The organism is Microlunatus sp. YIM B11417 (genome assembly GCF_059617205.1).
The window spans coordinates 23,924-47,091 of sequence record NZ_JCAMPJ010000008.1 but is presented as its reverse complement, the minus strand read 5'-3'; the positions used below and the strand labels follow the sequence as shown (position 1 = coordinate 47,091).

Genomic DNA, 23,168 nt, shown 5'->3' with positions numbered 1-23,168 from the left:
ACTCTAATCGGATCGATTACGGTGACCGGCATGCGACTTGGCCTGAATCTTGGATACCTGGTCGGCTCCGAGGACCCGGCCGGCCAGCTGCGGCTGGTCCGGCGGGCCGAGGAACTGGGCTTCGACACGGTCTGGGCGGCCGAGGCGTACGGGTCCGACGCCGTCTCCGTGCTGGCCTGGCTGGCCGGCCAGACCTCCACGATCGGGATCGGCTCGGCCGTGCTGCAGATCCCCGGCCGGACGCCGACGATGACCGCGATGACGGCCGCCTCGCTCGACCTGCTGACCGGTGGCCGGTTCCGGCTCGGGCTCGGCGTCTCGGGACCGCAGGTCTCCGAGGGCTGGCACGGGGTCCGGTTCGACCACCCGCTGGGCCGGACCAGGGAGTACGTCGCGATCGTCCGGTCGGCGCTGGCCCGGGAGACGGTCAGCCACGACGGTGATCATTACCGGCTGCCGTTGCCGGACGGCCCGGGCAAGGCGCTGAAGCTGACCATCGTGCCGCCCAGCGAACGGATCCCGCTGCTGCTCGCCGCGGTCGGCCCGCGCAACCTCGAGCTGGCCGGGGAGATCGCCGACGGTTGGCTGGCGGTGTTCCACGCGCCCGAGCACGCCGATGATCAACTCGCCGCGATCCGGCGCGGGCGGGAACGGTCCGGGCAGCCGGACCGGGAGTTCGCCGTCGTGCCGACGGTTCCGGTGGTGGTCGGCGACGACGCGCGGCGCTGCGCCGACCTGATCCGGCCCTACGCCGCGCTGTACGTGGGCGGGATGGGCAGCCGGAAACAGAACTTCTACAACGCTCTCGCGGTCCGGATGGGGTTCGCCGACGCCGCCGCCGAGGTGCAGGACCTGTTCCTGTCCGGCCGGCACCGCGACGCCGCCGCGGCGATCCCGTACGAGTTCATCGATCGGACCTCGCTGGTCGGCCCGCCCGGCCGGATCGCCGAGCGGCTGGGCGTGCTCGCCGCATCGGGGGTGACCAGCGCGGCGCTGCTGCCGTTCGGCCGGACCGTCGAGGACAAGATCGCGATGATCACCGCGGTCCGCGAGGCCTACCCCGAACCCTAGGGGGAGACCGGCGGGACCAGTCCGGTGATCAACAGCACCGCGAGCACCGCGGCCAGGGCCAGCCGGTAGATCACGAACGGCAGGAAGTTGTGGGTGCTGATGTAGCGCAGCAGCCAGTGGATCACGGCCAGGCCGACGCCGAACGCGATCACGGTGGCCAGGACGATCGGGCCGATGTCGGACGGGACGCCCTCGTCCTTGATCAGGCCGAACAGTTGGTAGAACCCGGAGCCGAGCACGGCCGGGATCGCGAGCAGGAAGCCGTACCGGGCCGCCGCTTCACGCTTGTAACCCATCGCCAGGCCGGCCGCGATCGTCGCACCGGACCGGGAGACACCGGGGATCAGCGCCAGCGACTGGGCCAGGCCGAACAGGATGCCGTGCTTCCAGGTGATCTGTTCCAGCGTGCGCTCGGTCCTCGCGAACCGGTCGACGACGCCGATGATCAGGCCGAAGCCGGCGAGCATCGCCACGGTCAGCCACAGGTTGCGGAAGACCGACTCGATCTGGTCCTGGAACAGCAACCCGAGCACCACGATCGGGATCGAGCCGATGATCACCAGCCAGCCCATCCGAACGTCCGGGTCGTCCTGCAGTTCCCAACGGAACAAGGCCTTGAACCAGGACGAGATGATCCGGCCGATGTCCCGGGCGAAGTAGAGGACGACGGCGAGCTCGGTGCCGATCTGGGTGATCGCGGTGAACGCCGCCCCCGGATCCTTGCCGCTGATCAGCCGGCCCACGATCGAGATGTGCGCACTGGAGGAGATCGGCAGAAACTCGGTCAATCCCTGTACCAGGCCCAAGATCAGCGCTTCAAGCCATCCCACGTCGCTCGTGTCTCCCGTTCGTCGGCATCGGCCCACACCCGGGCCCCGGAAGACACTAGACCCCAGCCGGTACGGGCTCGTCGCACCCCGGTCCCATTCGAGACCGTGTCGGGTGCGACCACCGGCCCGACCGGGATCGAGCACACTTCGCCGGGATCGACGGTTGAGACCGCGATCCGGCCGAAGTGCGCTGGATTCCGGTCACCGGTAGAACTGGAGGCGTGACGATCCACTCGGACCACCCGTTCCTGCCGCCGGAACGGGACCGGTCGCCGGTCCGCCGGTTCCGCGGCCGGCTGCCCGCGCCGGTCACCCTGTGGACGAGTCCGGCCCGGGTCGGACTGACCGTGTCGTCGCTGCTGATCGCCGACGGGGACCCCGCCGAGCTGATCGGCCTGATCGATCCCGACTCCGACCTGGCCGACGCCTTCGCCGACCACGACGCCGTCGCCGTGAGCCTGCTGGGGCGCGCCGACCAACGGCTCGCGGACGCCTTCGCCGGACAGACCCCGGCGCCGGGCGGGCCATTCCGGCTCGCCGAGTGGACCGACACCGACTGGGGCCCGGTGCTCGCCGGCACCACCGCCTGGCTCGGCGCCCGCGTCGTGGACCGGACAACCCGGGCCGGCTGGGCCCTGCTGGTCCGCGCCACGATCGAACGAGTCGAACTCGCCGACCCGACCGCCGACGCCCTGGCCCACCTGCGCGGCCGCTACGGAACCGTCGCTCCCTGACCGAAGCTATCCGGCCGCGCGCGCGATGCTCTCGATGTCGGACGGGGCGACCCGGGTCAGCCCCGGCACCTGATCGAAGTCCGGGTCCGGGGTGACGATCACACTGATCCCGAGCTCGAGCGCCGTCGCCGCATGGAGGGCGTCGCGGCCCCGGATCGTGTCGGTCGTCATGATCAAGTCCAGTGAGCGGAGGACGACCGATGAGTCGACCTCGTGCAGGTGAAGCATGTCGGCCGCGGTGCGCGCCTGTTCGACCGCCGTTGCCCGCGAGGTGTGCCTGAGGCGGTGGAACACCAACTCCTGAACGAGTTGCCAGCTGGCGTGCGGTTCGATCAGCTGATCACGGGCCGCGCCGATGACGCGGCGGCAGGGCTCTCGCTCGGCGTGCTCGCCACCCAGCGCGTACACGAAGACGGCGGTGTCGAGCAGGACGCGCGGGGTGATCACGAGTACTTGGCGGTCAACTCGTCCGCCATGGCGCGCTTGCTCTCGGACCAGTCGTCGGCCTGCTCGTCGTTGTCGGCGCCCCAGGCGAGGATCCGGCACATGGATGTGTCAGTGGGCAGTCGGCGGTGCGGAACGCGTGCTGGACCGCCTTGTTACCGTTGACGGCAAATGACGACACTGTTGCTGATCCGGCACGGCCGCACCGCGGCCAACACCGCCGGGATCCTGGCCGGCCGTTCGCCCGGCGTCGAGCTCGACGAGGTGGGCCGGGGGCAGGCCGCCGCGGTCGCCGAACGGCTCCTCCGGGTGCCGCTGACCACCGTGATCACCTCGCCGTTGCGCCGCTGCCGGCAGACCGCCCAGGCGATCCTCTCGGTCCGGGACGGACAGCAGGCGACGGTCGAGAACGCCCTGACCGAGTGCGGCTACGGCGACTGGACCGGCAGGCCGCTGCGGGAGTTGGCCAAGGAGAAGCTCTGGCCGACGGTGCAGCAGCAGCCGTCCGCGGTGCGCTTCCCGAACGGCGAGTCTATGACCGAGATGTCCGCCCGCGCGGTCGGCGCCGTTCGGGCCTGGGACGCGAAGCAAGCCGCCGAGCACGGTGACCACGCGGTCTGGGCGGCGGTGTCGCACGGTGACGTGATCAAGGCGATCCTGGCCGACGCGCTCGGGCTGCACCTGGATCAGTTCCAGCGGCTGCTGGTCGATCCGGCCTCGATCTCGATCATCCGCTATACCGCGACGCGTCCGTACCTGGTCACGATGAACTCGACCACGGCCGACCTGGGCGACCTGCTGAAGCCTCCGCCGGCACCGAAGAAGCGGTCCAGGAAAGCGGCGGCCGACGCACCGGTCGGCGGCGGGCTCGGCGCCGCCGGCGGACCGCACTAGGCTGGGCATCATGGCGATATTGGTTCACCGCTTCGACGCGCCGGACAGGTTCGTCGCCGGCACCGTCGGGCAGCCAGGGGAGCGAACCTTCTTCCTGCAGGCCCGGGAGGGCAACCGGATCACCAGCGTGGTGTGTGAGAAGCAGCAGGTGTCGGTGCTGGCCGAGCACCTGGACAAGATCCTCAACGAGGTCGTCCGGCGCAGCGGCGGCGAGATCGACGTGCCGCCGCCGGCTCCGGCACCCCGGGACACCCAGCCGCTCGACGCGCCGATCACCGAGGAGTTCCGGGTCGGCACCATGACGATCGCCTGGGACCCGAACATCGACCGGATCGTCATCGAGATGTTCTCCAACGTCGAGACCGCCGAGGACAGCGAGGAGGAGACCCCGGCCGAGCCGGAGCAGGAGCTGTCGCCGGAGGAGGAGTCCGACGAGGTCTTCGTGGTCCGGATCACGGCCGCGTACGCTCGCGAGTTCGTGGCCCGGTCCCAGGCGCTGGTCAACGCCGGGCGTCCGGCCTGCCCGTTCTGTCTGCAGCCGATCGATCCCGAGGGCCACGTGTGCCCGCGGGCGAACGGCTACCGGCGTCCGCTGTTCAACTGACGCCGGTGCACCCTGCCCTGGAAGCTCGCCTGGACACCGGCGAGCTGGAGATCACCGGGCGACTGCTGCAGGCCTCCAACGTCACGCTGCTGGCGACGCTGACCGACCCCGAGACGAAGCTCGGGATCGACTGCGTCTACAAGCCGATCAAGGGCGAGCGTCCGCTCTGGGACTTCCCGGACGGCACGCTGGCACTGCGCGAGGTCGCCGCGTACGAGGTGTCCCGGGCCGGCGGCTTCGACCTGGTCCCGGTCACCGTCCTGGTCGACGGGCCGCTGGGGCCGGGATCCCTGCAGGCCTGGGTGGACGTCGAGGACGACGCCGAGGAGCTGATCGACCTGGTGCCGGCCAAGACCATGCCGCGGGACGGCTGGTTCACCTGCGTCGAGGGGTACGGCGCCGACGAGACGCCGGTAGCGGTGATCCACGCCGACCATGATCGACTCCGGCTGATGGCCGTCCTGGACGCCTTGATCAACAACGCAGACCGGAAGGGCGGCCACATCCTGAACAGCCGCGACGGCGTGTTCGGCGTCGATCACGGGATCAGCTTCCACAGCGAGCCGAAGCTGCGCACGCTGCTCTGGGGCTGGGCCGGTCAGGAGCTCACCGAGGCCGAGCTGGCCTGCGTCGACCGGGCCGCGACGGCGGCGCCGCCGGTGCTGCGCAAGCTGCTGGCCGAGGACGAGGTGGAGGCGTTCCTGCACCGCGCATCCCGGCTGCTCGGCAGCCGCCGCTTCCCGCGGCCGCGCGCCGATGATCATCGCACCGTACCCTGGCCGCCCTTCTGATCATCCCGGTCAGGAGAAGAGGGCCTCGCCGACGTAGGAGCCCTCGGCGACGCCGGGCGGCACCGCCCAGAGGCCCGAACCGGTGTGCTGCAGGTATTCCATCAGCCCGTCGGTCGCGGAAAGCCTGGTCTGCATGGGGATGTAGTGGGTTCGCGGGTCGCGGACGAAGGCGATGAAGAACAGTCCGGCGTCCAGTCGGCCGAGCCCGGTCGTGCCGTCGACGAAGTTGAAGCCTCGGCGCAGCATCCGTACCCCGTCGTTGGCGTCGGGGTGGGCCAGCCGTACGTGAGCGTCGGCGGCGATCAACGGCTCGCCGCCGCGTCCGGCCAGCCGGAAGTCCGGCTGGGTGAACTCCGAACCGCCGGACAGCGGGGCGCCGGTCGCCTTGGTCCGGCCGATCAGCGCCTCCTGCTCGCGCAGCGAGGTCCGGTCCCAGGGCTCGATCGCCATGCTGATCCGGCGGGCGACCAGGTACGTGCCGCCGGCCAGCCATTCCGCCCGCGGGTCGGCCCCGGCCGGCACCCAGACATGATCATCGAGCAGCCCGGGCTCCTCGGCCTTCAGGTTCGCGGTGCCGTCCTTGAAGCCGAACAGGTTGCGCGGCGTCTGCTGCCCGGTCGACGTCGACGAGGTACGGCCGAAGCCGAGCTCCGACCAGCGCACCGCGGCGGTCCCGAACGCGATCCGGGCCAGGTTGCGGATCGCGTGCACCGCAACCTGCGGGTCGTCGGCACAAGCCTGGACGCAGAGGTCGCCGTCGCTGCGGGCCGGGTCGAGCTTGTCGGCGGGGAAGTGCGGCAGCCGGCGCAGCGCTGCGGGCTGCCGGCCGGCCAGCCCGAACCGGTCCCGGCCATGATCATCGCGGAACAGGGACGGCCCGAATCCGAAGGTCAGGGTGAGCCCGGCCGGCGGCAACCCGATCGCCTCGCCGGTGTCGTCCGGCGGTGCGTCGTACGGACCCGAGGTGGGGCCGAGCTCGCCGGCGCCGAGGCCCTGGGTGAGCCGCGCGGCGGCCGCGGTCCAGCGCCGGAGCAGGTCGACCAGCTCGTCCCGGTCGCCGGACGTGACGTCGAACGCGGCGAAGTGCAGCCGATCCTGGACCGGGGTCGCGATCCCCGCCTGATGCTGGTCGTGGAAGGGGTAGCGGCGGTCCGCCGCCGGCACCGCCCCCGGTCCGGTTCCGTGATCATGAAGGGCCCGGTCGCCGATCACCCCGGCGGCGACGCCGGCACCGAGCAGGGCCGCACCGGCCCCGGCGGTGCCGAACAACCGCCGCCGGGACAACCCGACGGCGGCCGGTTCGCGCTCCGGTTCGGCCATGATCAGACGACCGCCGCGGTCATCGACGAGAGCGGCTCCGAGAGCGCGTTCACCGCGTCCGACAGCTGCTTGACCTGGTCCTTGGTCAGCTCGTCGTAGAGAGCGAAGCCGTCGCCCTTCCGGTGCCGGTCGAGCAGCTGCTGGAGCTCTTCGAAGCGCTGGCCGATCTTGCCGTCGAGATCCGGGTCCCGCTTCTGCAGCAGGGGTTTCAGCCCCTCGTAGCCGACCCGGGCGCCGTCCACGTTGGCCTGGAAGTCCCACAGGTCGGTGCGCGACCAGTACTCCTCCTCGCCGGTCACCTTGCCGGTCGCCACCTCGTCCAGCAGGCCCTTCGCCCCGTTGCCGATCTGGTCGGCGGTGAAGGTCAGGTCACGGGTCCGGTCGTAGAGCTCCCGCGTGTTGGCGACCAGGTCGTCGGCGTACTTCTTCCGGCCGGCGTCGTCCAGTTCGGTGTAGCCCTCGGCCCGGGCCGGCCAGAGGTCCTTCTCGATCCGGTGCCAGCCGGTCCACTCCTGACCCTCGGCCAGGTCGGCCTCGCGCAGGTCCATCTTCGGATCAAGATCACCGAACGACTCGGCGACGGTCTCGATCCGCTCCCAGTGCTCGCGGGCCTTCGGGTAGAGGGCCCGCGCCTCGTCGTCCTTCCCGCCCGTGTAGAGGTCGGCGAACTTCTCGGTCGCGGCGAGCAACTGCTCGGTCTGGTCCTTGACGTAGGAGCCGTAGAGCTTGTTCGCCTGCTCGACCAGCGCGGCGTCGTCGCCGGCCGGGGCCAGGTCGGCACCGGAGTCGGTCACGGTGAAGGCGGCCCGGATACCGTCGCCGACCATGCCCGGCTTGCAGGCGGTGAAATAGCCGCCGGGCGGCGCGGTGAGCACCAGATCGCGGGACAGACCCGGACCGATGTTCTCCACCTCGCCGATGATCCGCAGCCCGTCGGCACCGAGCAGATAGAACTCGGTCACCTGGCTGCCCTCGTTGGTCACGCTGAAGGTGAGGTTGCCCGAGGGGGCCTCCGCGGCCGAGACCGCGCACGCGGTGTCGCTGGCCTTGACCGTCAGCGCCTGCGGGTTGCCGGCCGGGCCGACCGGTGCCGCGTTGTCGGTGCAGCCGGCCAGCGTGAGGGCCAGTGCGGCGAGGATCAGGGTGGGGAGGCGCTTCATGCTGCTCCTTCGGTACGGGGCGCCGCGGTCACCGCCGGCATCGGGCGGTTGCGACGGTTGATCATGGTCAGGAAGATGATCATGGTGGGGACGGCATAGCAGAGCCAGGCGATCAGCTCCAGCCGGGTGGTGGCGGGGGAGAAGTTGAACACGCCCTTGAGCAGCGTGCCGTACCAGGAGGTCGGCGGGATCGCCGCGGACACGTCGAACGCCAGATCATGCAACCCGGGCAGGAATCTCGCCTCCTGCAGGTCGTGCACGCCGTACGACAGCACGCCGGCCGCGACGATGATCAGGAACGCTCCGGTCCAGGTGAAGAACCGGGTCAGATTGATCTTGATCGCGCCACGGTAGATCAGATAGCCCAAGGCCGCGGCGACCAGGATGCCGAGCAGAGCGCCGACCAGCGGGACCGCGGTGCTGCCGCCGGAGCGGAGCGCGGTCTGGGTCGCCGCCCAGAGGAACAGGGCGGTCTCCAGGCCCTCCCGGCCGACGGCCAGCAGGGCGACGATGATCAAGGACCAGCGGCCGGCGTCGGCCGCTGCGTCGATCTTGGTCCGCAGCTCTCCGGCCAGGCCCTTCGCGGCCCGTACCATCCAGAAGATCATCCAGGTGACGAAGCCGACCGCGATGATCGACAGGGAGCCGCCGATCAGTTCCTGCGCCTCGAAGGTCAGACCCTTCGGTCCGAACGTCAGCACCGCCCCGAACAGCAGCGACAGCGCGATCGCCAGCCCAACCCCGGCCCAGATCCGCGGCAGCAGGTGCCGCCGGTCGCTCTTGACCAGGTAGGCGACCAGGATGCTGACCACCAGCGCCGCCTCGAGGCCTTCGCGCAGGCCGATCAGGAAGTTCGCCACCATGATGCCCTCCGACTGCCTCAGAGTGAGGCGTGCCTAAGCTAACTCTGGGCTGGTCTCGTGGCAAGCGGCCCGGCTGATTAGGGTTGGCTCATGCAGGCATGGCGCGCTCCGGGGATCTCCCGCCTGCCGGGATCGGACGGAACGGTCTCGGTGTACGACACCTCCAGCGGGGCCGTCGTCCCCGTCGGCCCGACCTCCGGGACGGCCCGGATGTACGTCTGCGGCATCACGCCGTACGACGCGACGCACCTCGGGCACGCGAACACCTACGTGGCGTTCGACCTGCTGAACCGGTCCTGGCGTGACGCCGGGCTCGAGGTCGCCTACGTCCAGAACGTCACCGACGTCGACGACCCGCTGCTCGAGCGGGCCGAGCAGACCGGGGTCGACTGGGCCGCCTTGGCCGAGGAGCAGATCGAGCTGTTCCGGACCGATCTGGCCGCGCTCAACGTACTGCCGCCGGACCACCTGGTCGGCGCCGTCGAGTCGATCGACGAGGTCGTCGCCCTGATCGAGAAGCTGCGCGAGATCGACGGCGCGATCTACCCGGTCGCCGATCCCGAGTATCCGGACCTCTACTTCGCCCGGGCCGCCGACGGCCGCTTCGGCAGCCTGTCCAAGCTCGGCGCCGAGGCGGTGACGATCTTCGGCGAGAACGGCGGCGACCCGGACCGGGCCGGCAAGAAGGATCCGCTCGACTGCCTGGTCTGGCGGCTGGCCCGCGACGGCGAGCCGAGCTGGGAGACCGTGCTCGGCGCCGGCCGGCCCGGCTGGCACATCGAGTGCACCGCGATCGCGCTGCGCTACCTGGGCCCGGAGTTCGACGTGCAGGGCGGCGGCCGGGACCTGATCTTCCCGCACCACGAGATGTGTGCGGCCGAGGGCCGGGTGGCGACCGGGCGTGAGTTCGCGAAGGCGTACGTGCACAGCGGGATGGTCGGCCTGAACGGCGAGAAGATGTCCAAGTCGAAGGGCAACCTCGAACTGGTCTCCCGGCTGCGCGCCGCCGGCGCCGACCCGATGGCGATCCGGCTGGCCCTGCTCTCCCAGCACTACCGAGCCGACTGGTCCTGGACCCCGGACCTGCTCACCGAGGCCACCGAGCGACTGGGCCAGTGGCGCGAGGCGGTCCGCCGCGACGCCGGGGTCGGCGCCACCGAGACCCTGGCCAAGGTCCGCGAGGCCCTCCGCCACGACCTCGACGCTCCGGCCGCCCTGGCCGCCATCGACGCCTGGGCCGGCGCCTCCCTCACCATCGACGGCGACGACGCCGAAGCCCCGTCCCTGATCGCCTCCGCCACCGACGCCCTCCTCGGCATCTCCCTCTAACGCCGACCGGTCACCAAAGCAGGCGTTCTGGCGGCGTGTCGCTGCAGAAGTGACGTGTCGATCGGGAGGTCGGTCGCGGGGCGGCCCCGGTCGGAGTGAGCGCGCCGAGCGGAGCGCGGCCATGACCTCGGCGCGTGAGAACGAGGAGCACGGGAACGTGGAACTTTGCGCCGGGAGTTCGCGGCCGAAGGTTCCCCAATGTGTGAAGGCGCCCGCCCCGCCATTTCGTCCGGCTCGGTCGGTTCCGCCCTCTTCGCCCGGTGCGGCCCGGTGCGGCCCGGTCGGTTCGGCCTCGACTCGTCCCGTCCGGATCCGCCGGTCCGACTTCGACCATCTCGCCCATCCCGCTCCCATCCCGGCCCGGTCCGGCCGGGTCCGGTCGGCTTCGCCCGGTCCGGCCGGGTTCGGTCACCTTCGCCGCTTCGCCCGGCCCGGTCGGCTCCGCCTGCTTCGCCCGGTCGGGTCCCGGTCTCGTCCAGGCCCGGCGATACGTCACTCCTGGCACGCGTCCGCCAAGACCGGGAATGTTGGGGGTGGGGAATAAGGGTGGGAGGATGCCGGTTGACGAGTCGAACAGCTCGCGCGTGTTCCGGGGTCGGTGCAAGTCCGAACCGGCGGTGACAGTCCGCGACCCGGCCTCAGGGCCGGTTGATGTGGTGAAACTCCACGACCGACGGTGAAAGTCCGGATGGGAGGAACCGCGGGGGTCGTGGCACGCGCCGACCCGGCGCGACCATGGACCCCGTCCACCCCGGCCTGCACGTGCCCGGAGAGTGGAGAGGTCAGTGGGTTTCTCGGAACTGCTGCTTGGCTTCCTGAACGCCAAGCTCGACATCGGCCCCGGCATCCTGTGGCGGGAGATCATCGGCAACGGGTTCGGGCTGGCCAGCGCGATCCTCGGCATGCAACGCCGCGTGGCCGCCTGGCCGATCGGGATCATCGGCAACATCCTGCTCTTCACGGTCTTCCTCGGCGGCGTCTTCCACACGCCCCAGGACCTCGACCTGTGGGGCCAGGCCGGTCGGCAGATCTTCTTCTTCGCGGTGAGCGTCTACGGCTGGGTCCGCTGGTACGGCTATCGCAAGGCGCACGCCGACGAGAAGGCCGGCGTGCAGCCGCGCTGGGCCGGCTGGCGGGGCCGGCTGCAGCTGGCGATCGCCGCGGTGATCTTGTGGGTCGCCTTCTACTTCGCCCTGTCCGCCCTCGGCTCCTGGGGTCCGGCGGCCGATGCCTGGATCCTCACCGGCTCGATTCTCGCCACCTATGGGATGGCCCGCGGCTGGGTCGAGTTCTGGCTGATCTGGATCGCGGTGGACGCGGTCGGTGTGCCGCTGCTGCTGTCGGCCGGCTACTACCCGTCCGCGATCATGTACCTGATCTACGGCGGCTTCTGCCTGGCCGGCTTCGTGGCCTGGTGGCGGCTGGAGCGCAACCCGGAGCCGGCGTCCCAGCCGGAGCCGGTGACCCAACAGCGCTAGACCACTTCGCGCTTCTCGCCCGAGCGGCGCCACGCGCTGCCGCGGCGGAAACGTGCGCCGGACAAGAGGTTCCGGCTCGTCCACTCGATCGGACCATGATCATCGACTCGCGCCCGCAGGTCTAGCGGCACTGGTTCCGGCCCGCTCCGCGGCGGGTCCGGCGGAGATACCGTTCGGCGCACCGACTGATGATCAACATCAGCCTGATCGGTCGAGGAGCGGACATGTCCGGATCGGTCCCGCGTCGCCTGTCGCGACGCTCCATGCTCGGCACGGCGGCCCTGGGCACGCTCGCGCTCGGCGGCTGCGCCATGGGAGGCGGGCCCGGCAGCGGCGGCCCGACCACGCCGCGGCCGACCAGCGCGGACAACCCGTTCGGCGTCACCGTCGACCAGCCGGTCGAGTTCTTCAACTTCGAGGGCGGCTACGGCCACGACTGGTTCGACGTGCCGACCCGTCTCTACAACGCCCGGTTCCCGGACTCGAAGGTCACCTACAGGAGCAGCCAGGACCTGCCCAAGGAGCTGCAGCCGCGGTTCGTCGACGGTACGCCACCGGACCTGATCGGCAACGTCGGGCTGGACACGGCCGGTCTGGTCAAGCAGGGCCGGTTGGTCGACCTCGGTCCGGTCCTCGAGGCTCCCGCGTACGACACCGAGGGCAAGACCGTGGCGGAGACCCTGCTGCCGGGTGTGGCCGAGGTCGGCGTCTACGACGGCAAGCGCTACTCGGTGCCGTCGGGCTACGGCCTGAACGCGGTCTGGTACTCCGGCAAGCTGATGACCCAGCACGGCTGGGAATACCCGGAGACGTTCGACGCCATGCTCGCCCTGTGCGCGGAGATCAAGCAGGCCGGGCTCGCGCCCTGGACGTACCAGGGCAAGTACCCGGGCTACATGTGGGGTCCGATCATGGGCACGGCCGAGAAGGCCGGCGGCCGGGAGATCGGCCTCGCCGTCGACAATCTCGAACCCGGCGCCTGGCAGCAGGAAGCGCTGGTCGAGTCGGCCGCCCGGTACGGCGAGCTGCAGGCCCGCGGCTACATCCTGGACGGCACGGCCGGGCTGACCCACACCCAGGCGCAGACGTACTGGGCCCAGGGCAAGGCGGTCTTCATCCCGTGCGGCGCCTGGCTGGAGAACGAGCTCGGCGCCATCGCGCCGAAGGATCTCGAGATGACCGCCAAGCCGGCCCCCGGCCTCGGCGCCGGGGACGCGCTGCCGTTCGTCGCCTGCAACGGCGGGCCGGGCGGGGACCTGCTGGTGGCCGCCGACGCGCCCAATCCCGGCGCCGGCATGGAACTGCTGCGGGCGATGCTGTCGGTCGAGGCGAGTCGCCGCCGGATCGAGGTCACCCGCTCGCTCGGCATCGTCAAGGGTGCCGCCGAGGGCGCCGACATCTCGTTCGCCATGACGTCGATGAGTTCCATGATCGAAGCCGCCGGGGACGACGTCGGGAGCTACTGGATGTTCGGCACCTGGTACCAGGCGCTGCAGAAGGAGGTCGACAACGCCACCGGTGCGCTGCTGACCGGCGCTGTCGACGCGAAGGGCTGGGCGGCCAGGATCCAGAAGAAGGCCGACACGATCGCCGCCGACTCCTCGGTGACCAAGTACCACCGCGAAGCGCGCTGACCGAGCCTCGATGCATCACCACAAGTGGCGCTTCATCCTGTCCGCGCTGGTCGTCCCGGTCGCGCTGTACGTGATCTTCGTCGTGTCGCCGTACGGGCAGGCCGTCTGGATCGCGATGACGGACTGGGGCGGCTACTCGGCGTCCTGGAACTTCGTCGGCCTGGACAACTTCGTCCGGGTGCTCCGTGATCCGGACTTCCTCCGGGCGCTCGGCCACAACGTGATCATGCTCGTGGTCTGCCCGGTGTTGATCATCCTGCTCGGGCTGTTCCTGGCCACCATGATCACGTTCGGCGGCTCGGGTCGGTCCGGCAACCGGGCGGTGACCGGGGTCCGCGGCGCCGGGTTCTACCGGATCGTCTACTTCTTCCCGAGCGTGCTGTCGATCGCGGTGATCGCGGTGATGTGGCAGGCGATCTTCGAACCGCGCAACGGCCTGCTCAACGGCTTCCTCACCGCGGTCGGGCTGGACGGCTTGCGGCAGGTCTGGCTGGGTGATCCACGCACCTCGCTGGCCAGCGTGATCGCCGTCATGGTGTGGGTCTCGGCCGGCTTCTACGTCGTCCTGTTCACGGCGGCGATGGCCTCGATCCCGACCGAGATCATCGAGGCGGCGCTGATCGACGGCGCCAACCGCTGGGCGACGTTCTGGCGGATCGTGCTGCCGCTGGTCTGGTCACCGGTGCAGACCGCGATCATCTTCCTGATCATCGGCGCGCTGGACGGCTTCGCGGTGGTCCAGATCCTGACCAACGGCGGGCCCGACAACTCCAGCACCGTGATGGCGCTCTACATGTACGACACGGCATTCAAGTCCAGCAACTTCGGGTACGCCTCCGCGATCGGCGTCACCCTGCTGGTGATCACGCTGGTGCTGACCACGGTGACGCTGCGGCTCACCCGACGGGAGGTCTGATGCGGCGGCTCGGCCGGACCCTGCTCGGTGCCCCGGCGCAGTTGATCCTGCTCTGTTGGGCGGTGATCGTCTGCGTCCCGATGCTGTGGTCCTTCGTCAGCTCGTTCAAGTCCGACCCGGAGATCTTCGAGAGCCCGTGGTCGCTGCCGGCGGCCTGGCGCTGGGACAACTTCGTCCGCGCCTGGAACCAGTCCAACATCGGCGCGTACTTCCTCAACACGATCATCGTCGTGACCCTCGGCCTGATCCTGACCCTGGCACTGTCCTCGGTCGTGGCCTACGTCCTGGCGCAGTTCCGCTTCGCCGGCCGGACCTTCCTCTATTACCTGTTCGTCGGCGGGATGGCGTTCCCGGGCTTCCTGGCCCTCGTCCCGTTGTTCTTCGTGGTCAAGAATCTCGGCCTGCTGAACACATTCGCCGGCTTGATCATCGTCTACGCGACCCAGTCGCTGTCGTTCTCGGTGTTCTTCCTGACCGCGTTCTTCCGATCACTGCCGATGGAGCTGGCCGAGGCGGCGCTGCTGGACGGCTGCGGCCACTGGCGGGTGTTCTGGACCGTAATGCTGCCGTTGGCCCGGCCCGGTCTGATCAGCATCGGCATCTTCGACTTCCTGGGCATGTGGAATCAGTACGTGCTGCCGATCGTGCTGGTCACCGACCCGTCGAAGTACGTGATCGGCCAGGGCCTGGCCAACCTCGCCGTCAACCAGGGCTACGCCAGCGACTTCTCCGGCCTGTTCGCCGGCCTCACCATCGCCACCGTCCCGGTACTGCTCGTCTACCTGATCTTCCAGCGCAAGATCACCGCGGGTATGACGGTGGGGGCGCTGCGCTGACCGGCGGAACCGGCGGAACCGCCGGCTCGAGGATCTCCTCGCGCCGTCGGGCCGCGGCGATCACCGCCCACAGCCCGGTCAGCAGCAGGGCGGTGCCGAGCAGGTCGGAGCCGACCAGGGCGAACCGGTTCAGGTCGACGGCGAAGGTGACCGCGAGCTGATCGAACGCGGTGATCGCCATCGCCGTGGCGAAGTAGCCGATCAGCGCCAGGGCCCGGGCCGGCCGCGGGAATCGCGTGGAGTCCTCGTTGGCCTCCGCCGCTCCGGTGAGCAGGCCCCAGACCAGGCCGATGATCATCAACGCTCCGCCGGTGCCGCCGAGCAGCCAGCCCAGCGGGTCGGCGATGAGCTCCCGTACGGTGATCGCCAGGCCGAGCACCAGGGCCAGGGCGACCGCCTCCGCCCGGACCGGGCTGAGCCGGCGCCGGAGCGCCCAGACGGCCGTGATGATCACCGTCACCACGATCACGACGGCGGCGAGGTCGTCCAGCGTGACGGTGAGGAACGGCAGTTCGACGGTGGTCAGCAGCCGGACCAGGCAGAGCAGCGCGGCGACCACGGCGAGTTCGGCCAGGCCCCGTTGCCGGCGGTGCACGGCGACGGCGGCGAGCACCAGGCCGGCGGCGGCGGCGAGGGCGAAGCCGGCCGGCAGCGTCACGTTCGGCAGGCCGAGCCGGTCGGTCAGATTGCCCGGCAGGTAGGCGATCCCGGCCTCGCGGAGCAGGGGAGCGAGACCGTACTCGGCGCGCGCCCAGACCCAGTTGATCATGAACGGGGCGACGACGGCGGAACCCAGCACCAGGGTCAGCGTCCGGAACGGGGCGGGCAGCTGGGCCAGCCGGGTGTCGCCGGCCACGGCCCGTCCGGCGGCCCGTTCACGCCGGTCGATCAGCAGGTCCACGAGCAGCCAGCCGAACCAGGTCAGACCGACCACGGCGCCGCCGAAGCTGAGCCCGATCAGCTTCGGCAGCGGCGGCACGATCGACGTCGACCAGCGGACCGCGACCAGGATCAGCGCGGCCGGCACCAGCAGGGCGACCAGCACCATCAGCGCCCGCGGCGAGATCCGGCGACTGATCAGCTCGACGAGCCAGCTGGCACTGGACAGCGCGACCTCGGCCAGCGCGGCGCCGGACACGACCGTGAACGGCAGTGCGAACACGCCGACCGCCATCAGCACCATCACCGACTCGAAGCTGACATCCACCGTGCCCCGGGCCAGCGCGGGGCGGACCAGCAGCCAGAGCGACGAGATCGTCCCGGCGCCGACCAGGGCCAGCAGCACGACGTACTCCCACCAGGCCCAGCGGCCGAACCAGCGCCAGCAACTGAAGATGATCACGGCCGCCAGAGCGAGCCCGGGCCAGAGCAACTGGTCCGGCCGCTCGGCCATCCGGGCGAAGCCGAGGGCCAGCACGACCGGGGCCAGCAGGCCGACCAGCCGCAGGTACCACGGCGCGTGCAGCGAGGCGGCACAGAGCAACGGCAGCAGGGCCAGCGTGATCATGATCATGATCCCGAACAGCCCGGGCGGGATACCGAACGCCGCGTCGCCGGGCGGCAACGCGCGTCGCAACGGGCCGGCGACCAGAGCCAGACCGACCGTGATCAGATAGACGGCCAGCCCGATCCCGACCAGCGGGCGCACGCCGCGCGGCCAGCCGTCGCCGCGCAACCGACCGGACAGGACCGGGTCGACCAGCACCCGCAGGAACAGTTCCTTGATCAACCGGCCGGTGACCGCGAGGGGTGACGGACGGCGGTAGCCCTGCGGCGGCGCGTACTGGGGGATCACCGGTACTCCCACCAGACCGACGCCTTCGGGTCGCGTTGCAGTCCCAGCAGCCCGCTCGGGGTGGCGACCGGCGCCGGGTCGGGCTCGCCGAAGCCGGCCGGGAACGGGAGCGCCGTGGCCGAGCCGTCGGCCCGCCGGACCTCGACCCGGTCCGGCATGATCAACGCGATCCCGTCGGCGACCCCGCGCGCCCCGCCGGCGGCCGGGGCGGACCACCGCTCCCGGCCGGCGAGGTCGAGCGCGCTGGTGCTCTCGTCGCCGAAGATCATCACCTGGTCGGCGCTGCCGCTCAGCAACGCACCGGCCGGCACCGCCCGGGTCCAGCGGTGCCGGCCGTCGGCGGCGCCGCGGGCCACCAGCCAGTTGCCGACCTTGATCACCACCAGGTCGCCGGCGAGGGCGACCTCGGTGGTGCGCTGGTCGGCCGCCGCGCTCCAGCGGTCCCGGCCGCTCGCGGCGTCGAGGACGCGCACCGTGTCGCCGTCCAGGAAGGCGATCGAGCGGTCGTCGACGACGGGTGCCCAGGGCACGTCGCCGCCGTCAGCCTCCCAGCGGACGGCCCCGGTCGAGCCGTCCAGCAGCCGCAGTCGGCCGGACGCGTCGGTGACCAGGGCGTCGGTGCCGAGCCGGGCCACGTCGACCACGGCGTCGTCGATCGTCTGCCGCCAGCGCTGCCAGCCGTCGCTGCTGTACCCGGTGATCGTGCGAGCGGTCGTCCCGACCACCGTGAGACCGCCGATCGTCGCCAGCCCGCGCACCGAACCGCCGGGCCGGACCCGCCACAGCTGCCCGTAGTAGGCCTCCTGCTGTTGTTCCTCCGGCAGCCGCTGCCAGCCGGTGACGCCGCCGTCGACGTCCGCGATCACCAGCGTGGCGCCGGCCACGGCCAGCCGGGACGGCCGGATCGTCGGTTGCTCCTGCCACCGCCCGGCGAGCCTGGTCAGGAACCGGACCTGCCGGACCTGCCCGGCGTCGAGCCGGGGCAGGGCGGGTGCCGGATCGGCCGGCGGCTCCGGAGCGGGTACGGGACCGGCGGCCGGCTCGAGCACGTACGCCGGTGCCTGCGCCCCCGCCCAGCCGGCCGCCTCGCCGGCGCACCAGGTCGCCCCGAGCTGCGAGGTCACCCCGCCCACGATCAGTTCGACCGTGCTGGCCAGGCAGAACGGCAGGCTCGGGTGCGGGCGCGTGGTGATCACCGCCTCGGCCGCCGCGGGCACCGGATCGTCGCCGGAATCCGCCTCCGCGACCGTCTTGATCGCCGCGGTGCCGGTCCACCGGGTCGAACCGCCCGCCGCCGCGTCGGCCGCCAGCAGCGGCAGTCCCGGGCTGAACACGGCCCAACCGGCCGAGTCCTGGTAGGCGCGCAGCGTGATCACGTCGCCGACCTGGTACGCGAGCCGGAGCAACCGCCCCTGCTGGTCGGGCCGGATCGCGTCCACCATCAGCCAGGGTTCGTCACCGGGCTCGCCGATCAGCCGGCGGATCGGCGCGGCCAGCTCGGCCAGGCCGGCACCCGGCTCACGGAGCCCCTGGTTCGCCTGCCACGGCCGGCCGTCGGTGCCGTCGACCAGGGTCGTCACCGGGTCGCCGACCGGCAGATAGCGGCCGAGTCCCGGTTCGGCTGCGGGCAGTCTGGTCAACGGGTACGCCAGCGCCCACACGATGCCGAGCAGCAGCAGCGGCACGACGACCCGGACGACGGTGCCGGCCGCGCCGGGACGCCGAGTCGGGAGGGGTGGGCCCGCGGCTCCTCGGCCCGGACCGGCCGGGCCGCCCGGCAGCTGCCAGGTCCAGGGCTCGGCCGGTGGGACGGGTCGGGCCATGGCCGGATTATGGCACTGCGCCGAGCGGTCCGTGGGCCTCCCGATACGCTGACCCGCGTGACCGCGCCCGAAGCCCGTACGCCGAAGACGTTCGAGTCGCTGTTCGCCGAACTCAGCGCGAAGGCGGCCAGTGGGGACCCGAATTCCGGCACCGTGGCCCGGCTCGAGGCCGGCGTCCACGAGATCGGGAAGAAGATCATCGAGGAGGCGGCCGAGGTCTGGATGGCGGCCGAGCACGAGTCGCGGGAGGCCGCCGCGGAGGAGATCAGCCAGCTGCTCTACCACCTGCAGGTGCTGATGCTCGCGCTGGACCTTGACCTCGACGACGTGTACGCCAAGCTCTGAGAACCCGCCGACTACGATGAGCGCCGTGACCGACACCCAGTCCCGGAACGGGACCCTCCGGATCGCCGTACCGAACAAGGGCGGACTGTCCGGGCCGGCCGCCGAGATGTTGCGGGAGGCGGGCTACGCGCAGCGCCAGCCGAACAGCAAGGACCTCGTGCTGTACGACGAGGCCAACGGCGTCGAGTTCTTCTACCTGCGGCCGCGCGACGTGGCGGTCTACGTCGGCGAGGGCGTGCTCGACCTCGGCATCACCGGCCGCGACATCGTGGTCGAGTCGGGTGCCGCCGCCACCGAGGTGATGCAGCTGGGCTTCGGCGCTAGCCGGTTCCGGTTCGCCGCGCCGGCGGGCAGCGGCCTCGACGTGTCCGGGCTGGACGGGCTGCGGCTGGCGACCTCGTACCCGAATCTGGTGTCCGGCTATCTGGCCGAGCGCAACGTGACCGCCCGGCTGATCGAACTGGACGGCGCGGTGGAGTCGTCGATCCGGCTCGGGATCGCCGACGCGATCGCCGACGTGGTGGAGACCGGGACCACGCTGCGGCAGGCCGGCCTGGAACTCTTCGGCGACCCGATCCTCACCTCCGAAGCGGTCCTGATCACCAGCGCCGCACGACCGGCGCCGCTCGGCCTTGATCAACTGCAGCGCCGGCTGAACGGCGTGCTGGTCGCGCGCAACTACGTGATGATGGACTACGACGTGTCCGGCGACGGCCTGGACAAGGCCATGGTGATCACGCCCGGCCTGGAGTCGCCGACCGTGTCGTCGCTGGCCCGGGAGAACTGGTACGCCGTCCGTTCGATGGTGCCGCGCCGGGACGCGCAGCGGGTGATGGACGAGCTGTGGGAGGTCGGCGCCAGGGCGATCCTGGTCACCGACATCGCCGCCTGCCGGCTGTAGTCCGATGCCCTCGACCGAACCCGGTGCGGACCGGCTGGTGCTCCGCCCGTTCTGGCTGCGCATCGTCGGCCGGGCCCTGGCAGTGGGCTTCGTGATCTTCGCCGTGGTGGGCTGGTTCGCCTTCCCGGCCACGATTCGCGCCCTGGTGACGCCGTTCCAGCTGGGTACGTTGATCGCGATCCTGGTGGCCATGATCGCGGTGATCATCATCGCGACCGCGAGTTCGGTGACCGCCGACCCGGCCGGGATCACGGTCCGCAACGGGGTACGCCGGCACCGGGTCGACTGGGACCGGGTGCACAAGATCATCCTGCGGGACGGCGACCCGTGGGCCTTCGCGCTGCTGGTGCCGGCCGACGGGACCCCGTTCGAGGCCGACCTGGACGCCGAACGGTTGTCCCTGATGGGGATCCAGGGCCACGACGGGGACCGGGCCCGGCAGGCGGTGGACGCCCTGCGCCGCTACCGCGCCGCGGTTGCCTGAATCACTCGATGCCGCGCTTCTTGAGCAGCGCCTCGATCTCGGCCAGGTCGTCGTCGACCGGATCCTGCTTCGCCGGCGCGGCCTGCTTCTGCTGCTTGGGCGCGGGCTTGGCGCCACCGACGGCCTTCGGCTGACCGCCGGTGACCGGCTTGGCTCCCTCGTCCGCCTTCGCCTTGCCGCCGCCGGTGCGGTTGGCGACGATGCCGCCGACCACCCAGAGCACGATGCACAGGCCGAGCATCGAGATGCCGAGCCAGACCAGCGGCGTGAAGACGATCCGCGCGGCCCACCCGACCACGGCGACGATCGCGTTCCAGACCAGGGTGAGCAGGCCGGCGAAATAGAGAGCGATCGGGGCCAGCACGACACCGACGCCCTGCACCACCCGGCCCTTGTTGCCCCGGCGCCAGGCCAGCGCGGTGATGATCACGCCGAGCAGGGCGATTCCGGCGCAGAGCGGGAGGAGTACGGCATCCGAGGCAGGCATGCCTCAACCCTGCCACAGCGATCCACCCCCGGGCATGGGTGACCGCCCGCACCGAGCCCCCATCCCGACTGCGTCAACCGCACGACCCGCCGACCGGCACCCTGCGGAGCTCGGCCACAGCGTGTGCGCTTCTGGACCGAGGTCGGCGTGCGCTCGACCCGCCCCACCCCATCGAGTGGACACATCGACCCTCGATCTCGCGCCGGATCGGGGTCGAACTCCACTCGATGCCGATCGGACGGCCGGTCGGTGGCGGTGACGTCCGGCGCTGACGGATTAGGGTGACCCGGTGCACCACGAGCGGAGCTTGAGCCCGTCCCCGTTCCCCGGCGACGACGGCAGCGCGACGCCGGCGACCCGGTCCGCGCTGGCCGCGTGGGCCGAGACCGGCGGGTCGGACCCGATCGCGTACCTCCGCGCGGTGGCGGCCCTCTGCGGCGACCGGCTGCTGGTCCCGGTGGTGGCCACGGCGACCTCGACCGGGACCGGAGCCCACGGGCTGGCCTCCGACAAGGAGGCCGAGATGTCGGTGGTGTTGCTGCAGGCACCGGACGGCCGCCGGGCCATGCTCTCCTTCACCGGAACGGACTCGCTCGCCGGCTGGGATCCGGCGGCCCGGCCGGTCCCGGTGACCCTGGACCAGGCCGCCGAGGCCGCGGTCGCCGATCACGCCGACGCGTTGCTGATCGACCATGCCGGCCCGGCCTCGCTGGTGATCGAGGACGAGGTGCTGCGGCAGCTGGCGGCGGGACACCGGCTGGTCGAGGTCGAGCCGGGGGAGTTCGGCTGGACCACGGTCGTGGCAGGCTGAGGTCCACGCGATCTGACAGCGCTGGTCGCGGGGTGTTACAGTGGGCGCCGACCGGTTCAGCATGCCCGTTGAACCCGCAAGCGGAGACCTGATCTCCCACCCGCTGCGACTGTCACAGGTTGCCGGGTCGGTCCGCGACTGCGGCCTAGGCCGCATCGCCTGATCAGGGTCTTCGTCGGTGACGAAGGCCCTTTCTTCGTTTCCGGGCGGGTCCGCCGCGGAGGCCGTACCGATCACTGAGGAATCCACTGAGGAGGATCAACAATCAGCACTGAACCGCGAATCAACGATCGCATTCGCGTCCCGGAGGTCCGGTTGGTCGGACCGGCCGGGGAGCAGGCCGGCATCGTCAAGATCGAGGATGCCCTGCGGCTGGCCCGGGATGCCGAGCTCGACCTCGTCGAGGTCGCGCCGATGGCGCGTCCGCCCGTGGTCAAGATGATGGACTACGGCAAGTTCAAGTACGAGAACGCGCAGAAGGCGCGGGAGAACCGCCGTAACCAGACCAACACCGTGATCAAGGAGATGAAACTCCGGCCGAAGATCGACAACCACGACTACGAGACCAAGAAGGGTCACGTGGTCCGGTTCCTCAAGGCCGGGGACAAGGTCAAGATCACGATCATGTTCCGCGGGCGGGAGCAGTCCCGGCCGGAGCTCGGTTTCAACCTGCTCAAGCGGCTGGCCGACGACGTCGACGAGTTCGGCTTCGTCGAGTCCTCGCCGAAGCAGGACGGGCGCAACATGCTGATGGTGCTCGGCCCGCACAAGAAGAAGACCGAGGCCAAGGCCGACGTCCAGGCCGAGCGTGACCGCCGGGCCGCCGCCCGGGAGGCCGACGCCGAGGCCGAGCGGACGGAGCTGGCCGATCGGCGAGCCAAGGCGGCAGCGGAGCCGGTGAAGAAGAAGCGTGGTCCGGCCGACAACCTCGACCCGGACATCGACCTCGGCTGACCCAGCCGGCGGGGCCTCCCCGGTCCCGTGGATCAGACACAGGAAACAAGGAGCGGCACGATCATGCCGAAAATGAAGACCCACACCGGTGCCAAGCGACGGTTCAAGGTGACCGGTTCGGGCAAGCTGGTCCGCCGCCAGGCCGGCAAGGCGCACCTCAACGAACACAAGCCGACCAAGCAGAAGCGGCGCCTGACCGGGACCGTGGTCCTGTCGAAGGGCGACGCGTCCACCATCAAGAAGCTGCTCGGCAAGTAGGCCGCGCCCCACCGAGTCAAGGAGTAGTGCAATGGCACGCGTGAAGCGTTCCGTCAACGCCCAGAAGAAGCGTCGCGAGGTTCTGGAGCAGGCCTCCGGTTACCGGGGTCAGCGGTCGCGGCTGTACCGCAAGGCCAAGGAGCAGGTCACCCACTCGCTCGTCTACGCCTACCGTGACCGCCGGGCCCGCAAGGGCGACTTCCGCAAGCTGTGGATCCAGCGGATCAACGCTGCGGCCCGCGCCGAGGGCGTGACCTACAACCGGTTCATCGCCGGTCTGAAGGCGGCCGGCATCGAGGTCGACCGGAAGATCCTGGCCGAGCTGGCCGTATCCGACCCGAAGGCGTTCACCGCCCTGGTCGACCTGGCCAAGGCCACCCGGGTCACCGAGTCCGCTGCCTGATTC

At 70.9% G+C, this 23,168-nt stretch carries 25 protein-coding genes and 1 riboswitch; of the genes, 17 read left to right on the top strand and 8 right to left on the bottom strand.

Annotated features, from left to right (window positions below; translation table 11 throughout):
* Nucleotides 1-30: 30 nt before the first annotated feature.
* Nucleotides 31-1,071: an LLM class F420-dependent oxidoreductase gene (locus AC6CCG_RS27750; protein WP_496658005.1), complete on the top strand. Its 1,041-nt coding sequence runs from the start codon at nt 31-33 to the stop codon at nt 1,069-1,071.
* On the opposite strand, the gene AC6CCG_RS27745 is transcribed toward AC6CCG_RS27750, so the two are convergent.
* A complete protein-coding gene (locus AC6CCG_RS27745; RefSeq protein ID WP_496658004.1) occupies nt 1,068-1,901 on the bottom strand; it encodes an undecaprenyl-diphosphate phosphatase in 834 nt (277 codons plus the stop codon). The two genes, AC6CCG_RS27750 and AC6CCG_RS27745, sit on opposite strands and share 4 nt — an antisense overlap.
* A 221-nt stretch (nt 1,902-2,122) precedes the next feature.
* Between AC6CCG_RS27745 and AC6CCG_RS27740 the strand changes: the two genes are divergently transcribed.
* Entirely contained in the window at nt 2,123-2,635 is a 513-nt protein-coding gene (locus AC6CCG_RS27740) for a flavin reductase family protein (RefSeq protein ID WP_496658003.1), read from the top strand.
* 6 nt (nt 2,636-2,641) lie between these two features.
* Here AC6CCG_RS27740 and AC6CCG_RS27735 read toward each other — a convergent pair whose 3' ends face one another.
* Nucleotides 2,642-3,082 (bottom strand): type II toxin-antitoxin system VapC family toxin, encoded by a 441-nt coding sequence (locus tag AC6CCG_RS27735; protein ID WP_496658002.1) that lies wholly within the window; start codon nt 3,080-3,082, stop codon nt 2,642-2,644.
* Nucleotides 3,083-3,250: 168 nt separating this feature from the next.
* Between AC6CCG_RS27735 and AC6CCG_RS27730 the strand changes: the two genes are divergently transcribed.
* The 3 genes from AC6CCG_RS27730 to AC6CCG_RS27720 are packed head-to-tail and all read left to right on the top strand — an operon-like array spanning nt 3,251 to nt 5,368.
* Nucleotides 3,251-3,973: a histidine phosphatase family protein gene (locus AC6CCG_RS27730; RefSeq protein ID WP_496658001.1), complete on the top strand. Its 723-nt coding sequence runs from the start codon at nt 3,251-3,253 to the stop codon at nt 3,971-3,973.
* A 10-nt stretch (nt 3,974-3,983) separates the two neighbouring features.
* Nucleotides 3,984-4,577 carry a DUF3090 domain-containing protein gene (locus AC6CCG_RS27725; RefSeq protein ID WP_496658000.1) on the top strand — a complete coding sequence of 198 codons (594 nt, stop codon included), beginning with the start codon at nt 3,984-3,986 and terminating at the stop codon, nt 4,575-4,577.
* Between the two features lie 5 nt (nt 4,578-4,582).
* Entirely contained in the window at nt 4,583-5,368 is a 786-nt protein-coding gene (locus AC6CCG_RS27720) for an SCO1664 family protein (protein WP_496657999.1), read from the top strand.
* 9 nt (nt 5,369-5,377) lie between these two features.
* On the opposite strand, the gene efeB is transcribed toward AC6CCG_RS27720, so the two are convergent.
* Genes efeB through efeU form a run of 3 tightly spaced genes read right to left on the bottom strand, consistent with a single transcriptional unit; the run spans nt 5,378 to nt 8,711 of the window.
* Nucleotides 5,378-6,688, bottom strand: a complete 1,311-nt coding sequence (gene efeB / locus AC6CCG_RS27715) for an iron uptake transporter deferrochelatase/peroxidase subunit (protein ID WP_496657998.1) — start codon at nt 6,686-6,688, stop codon at nt 5,378-5,380.
* 2 nt (nt 6,689-6,690) lie between these two features.
* Nucleotides 6,691-7,848 carry an iron uptake system protein EfeO gene (gene efeO / locus AC6CCG_RS27710; protein ID WP_496657997.1) on the bottom strand — a complete coding sequence of 386 codons (1,158 nt, stop codon included), beginning with the start codon at nt 7,846-7,848 and terminating at the stop codon, nt 6,691-6,693.
* Nucleotides 7,845-8,711: an iron uptake transporter permease EfeU gene (gene efeU, locus AC6CCG_RS27705; protein WP_496657996.1), complete on the bottom strand. Its 867-nt coding sequence runs from the start codon at nt 8,709-8,711 to the stop codon at nt 7,845-7,847. Before efeU ends, efeO begins: the two co-directional genes overlap by 4 nt.
* Before the next feature lie 90 nt (nt 8,712-8,801).
* Between efeU and mshC the strand changes: the two genes are divergently transcribed.
* The 5 genes from mshC (at nt 8,802) to AC6CCG_RS27680 (ending at nt 14,904) form a co-directional block, all read left to right on the top strand.
* Nucleotides 8,802-10,040, top strand: coding sequence for a cysteine--1-D-myo-inosityl 2-amino-2-deoxy-alpha-D-glucopyranoside ligase (gene mshC, locus AC6CCG_RS27700; protein ID WP_496657995.1), 1,239 nt, complete (start codon nt 8,802-8,804; stop codon nt 10,038-10,040).
* A gap of 580 nt (nt 10,041-10,620) precedes the next feature.
* A riboswitch (FMN riboswitch) is annotated at nt 10,621-10,744 on the top strand.
* Nucleotides 10,745-10,825: 81 nt separating this feature from the next.
* Entirely contained in the window at nt 10,826-11,518 is a 693-nt protein-coding gene (gene pnuC / locus AC6CCG_RS27695) for a nicotinamide riboside transporter PnuC (protein WP_496657994.1), read from the top strand.
* Between the two features lie 224 nt (nt 11,519-11,742).
* The gene (ngcE, locus tag AC6CCG_RS27690) at nt 11,743-13,152 is read left to right on the top strand and encodes an N-acetylglucosamine/diacetylchitobiose ABC transporter substrate-binding protein (RefSeq protein ID WP_496657993.1); all 1,410 of its coding nucleotides are present in this window, start codon (nt 11,743-11,745) and stop codon (nt 13,150-13,152) included.
* Between the two features lie 10 nt (nt 13,153-13,162).
* A complete protein-coding gene (locus tag AC6CCG_RS27685; protein WP_496657992.1) occupies nt 13,163-14,068 on the top strand; it encodes a carbohydrate ABC transporter permease in 906 nt (301 codons plus the stop codon).
* Nucleotides 14,068-14,904, top strand: a complete 837-nt coding sequence (locus AC6CCG_RS27680; RefSeq protein WP_496657991.1) for a carbohydrate ABC transporter permease — start codon at nt 14,068-14,070, stop codon at nt 14,902-14,904. The genes AC6CCG_RS27685 and AC6CCG_RS27680 overlap by 1 nt, the downstream gene beginning before the upstream one ends.
* Here the strand turns inward: AC6CCG_RS27680 and AC6CCG_RS27675 are convergent.
* Nucleotides 14,870-16,699 carry a hypothetical protein gene (locus tag AC6CCG_RS27675; RefSeq protein ID WP_496657990.1) on the bottom strand — a complete coding sequence of 610 codons (1,830 nt, stop codon included), beginning with the start codon at nt 16,697-16,699 and terminating at the stop codon, nt 14,870-14,872. The genes AC6CCG_RS27680 and AC6CCG_RS27675 overlap by 35 nt on opposite strands.
* A complete protein-coding gene (locus tag AC6CCG_RS27670; RefSeq protein ID WP_496657989.1) occupies nt 16,696-18,522 on the bottom strand; it encodes an outer membrane protein assembly factor BamB family protein in 1,827 nt (608 codons plus the stop codon). Before AC6CCG_RS27670 ends, AC6CCG_RS27675 begins: the two co-directional genes overlap by 4 nt.
* Nucleotides 18,523-18,579: 57 nt before the next feature.
* Between AC6CCG_RS27670 and AC6CCG_RS27665 the strand changes: the two genes are divergently transcribed.
* The 3 genes from AC6CCG_RS27665 to AC6CCG_RS27655 are packed head-to-tail and all read left to right on the top strand — an operon-like array spanning nt 18,580 to nt 20,252.
* A complete protein-coding gene (locus tag AC6CCG_RS27665) occupies nt 18,580-18,867 on the top strand; it encodes a phosphoribosyl-ATP diphosphatase (protein WP_179748592.1) in 288 nt (95 codons plus the stop codon).
* 25 nt (nt 18,868-18,892) lie between these two features.
* Nucleotides 18,893-19,768, top strand: coding sequence for an ATP phosphoribosyltransferase (hisG, locus tag AC6CCG_RS27660; protein WP_496657988.1), 876 nt, complete (start codon nt 18,893-18,895; stop codon nt 19,766-19,768).
* Nucleotides 19,769-19,772: 4 nt separating this feature from the next.
* On the top strand, nt 19,773-20,252 hold the full coding sequence (locus AC6CCG_RS27655) for a PH domain-containing protein (RefSeq protein ID WP_496657987.1): 480 nt from the start codon (nt 19,773-19,775) through the stop codon (nt 20,250-20,252).
* A 1-nt stretch (nt 20,253) separates the two neighbouring features.
* Here the strand turns inward: AC6CCG_RS27655 and AC6CCG_RS27650 are convergent, their stop codons facing one another.
* The gene (locus tag AC6CCG_RS27650) at nt 20,254-20,739 is read right to left on the bottom strand and encodes a hypothetical protein (protein ID WP_496657986.1); all 486 of its coding nucleotides are present in this window, start codon (nt 20,737-20,739) and stop codon (nt 20,254-20,256) included.
* A 289-nt stretch (nt 20,740-21,028) separates the two neighbouring features.
* Between AC6CCG_RS27650 and AC6CCG_RS27645 the strand changes: the two genes are divergently transcribed.
* The 4 genes from AC6CCG_RS27645 (at nt 21,029) to rplT (ending at nt 23,165) form a co-directional block, all read left to right on the top strand.
* Nucleotides 21,029-21,550 (top strand): SseB family protein, encoded by a 522-nt coding sequence (locus AC6CCG_RS27645; RefSeq protein ID WP_496657985.1) that lies wholly within the window; start codon nt 21,029-21,031, stop codon nt 21,548-21,550.
* Nucleotides 21,551-21,814: 264 nt separating this feature from the next.
* Complete coding sequence (gene infC / locus AC6CCG_RS27640; RefSeq protein ID WP_496658166.1) at nt 21,815-22,504, top strand: translation initiation factor IF-3; 690 nt, start codon at nt 21,815-21,817, stop codon at nt 22,502-22,504.
* A 63-nt stretch (nt 22,505-22,567) separates the two neighbouring features.
* A complete protein-coding gene (rpmI, locus tag AC6CCG_RS27635; RefSeq protein WP_496657984.1) occupies nt 22,568-22,762 on the top strand; it encodes a 50S ribosomal protein L35 in 195 nt (64 codons plus the stop codon).
* 31 nt (nt 22,763-22,793) lie between these two features.
* Complete coding sequence (rplT, locus tag AC6CCG_RS27630; RefSeq protein WP_496657983.1) at nt 22,794-23,165, top strand: 50S ribosomal protein L20; 372 nt, start codon at nt 22,794-22,796, stop codon at nt 23,163-23,165.
* Nucleotides 23,166-23,168 lie beyond the last annotated feature (3 nt).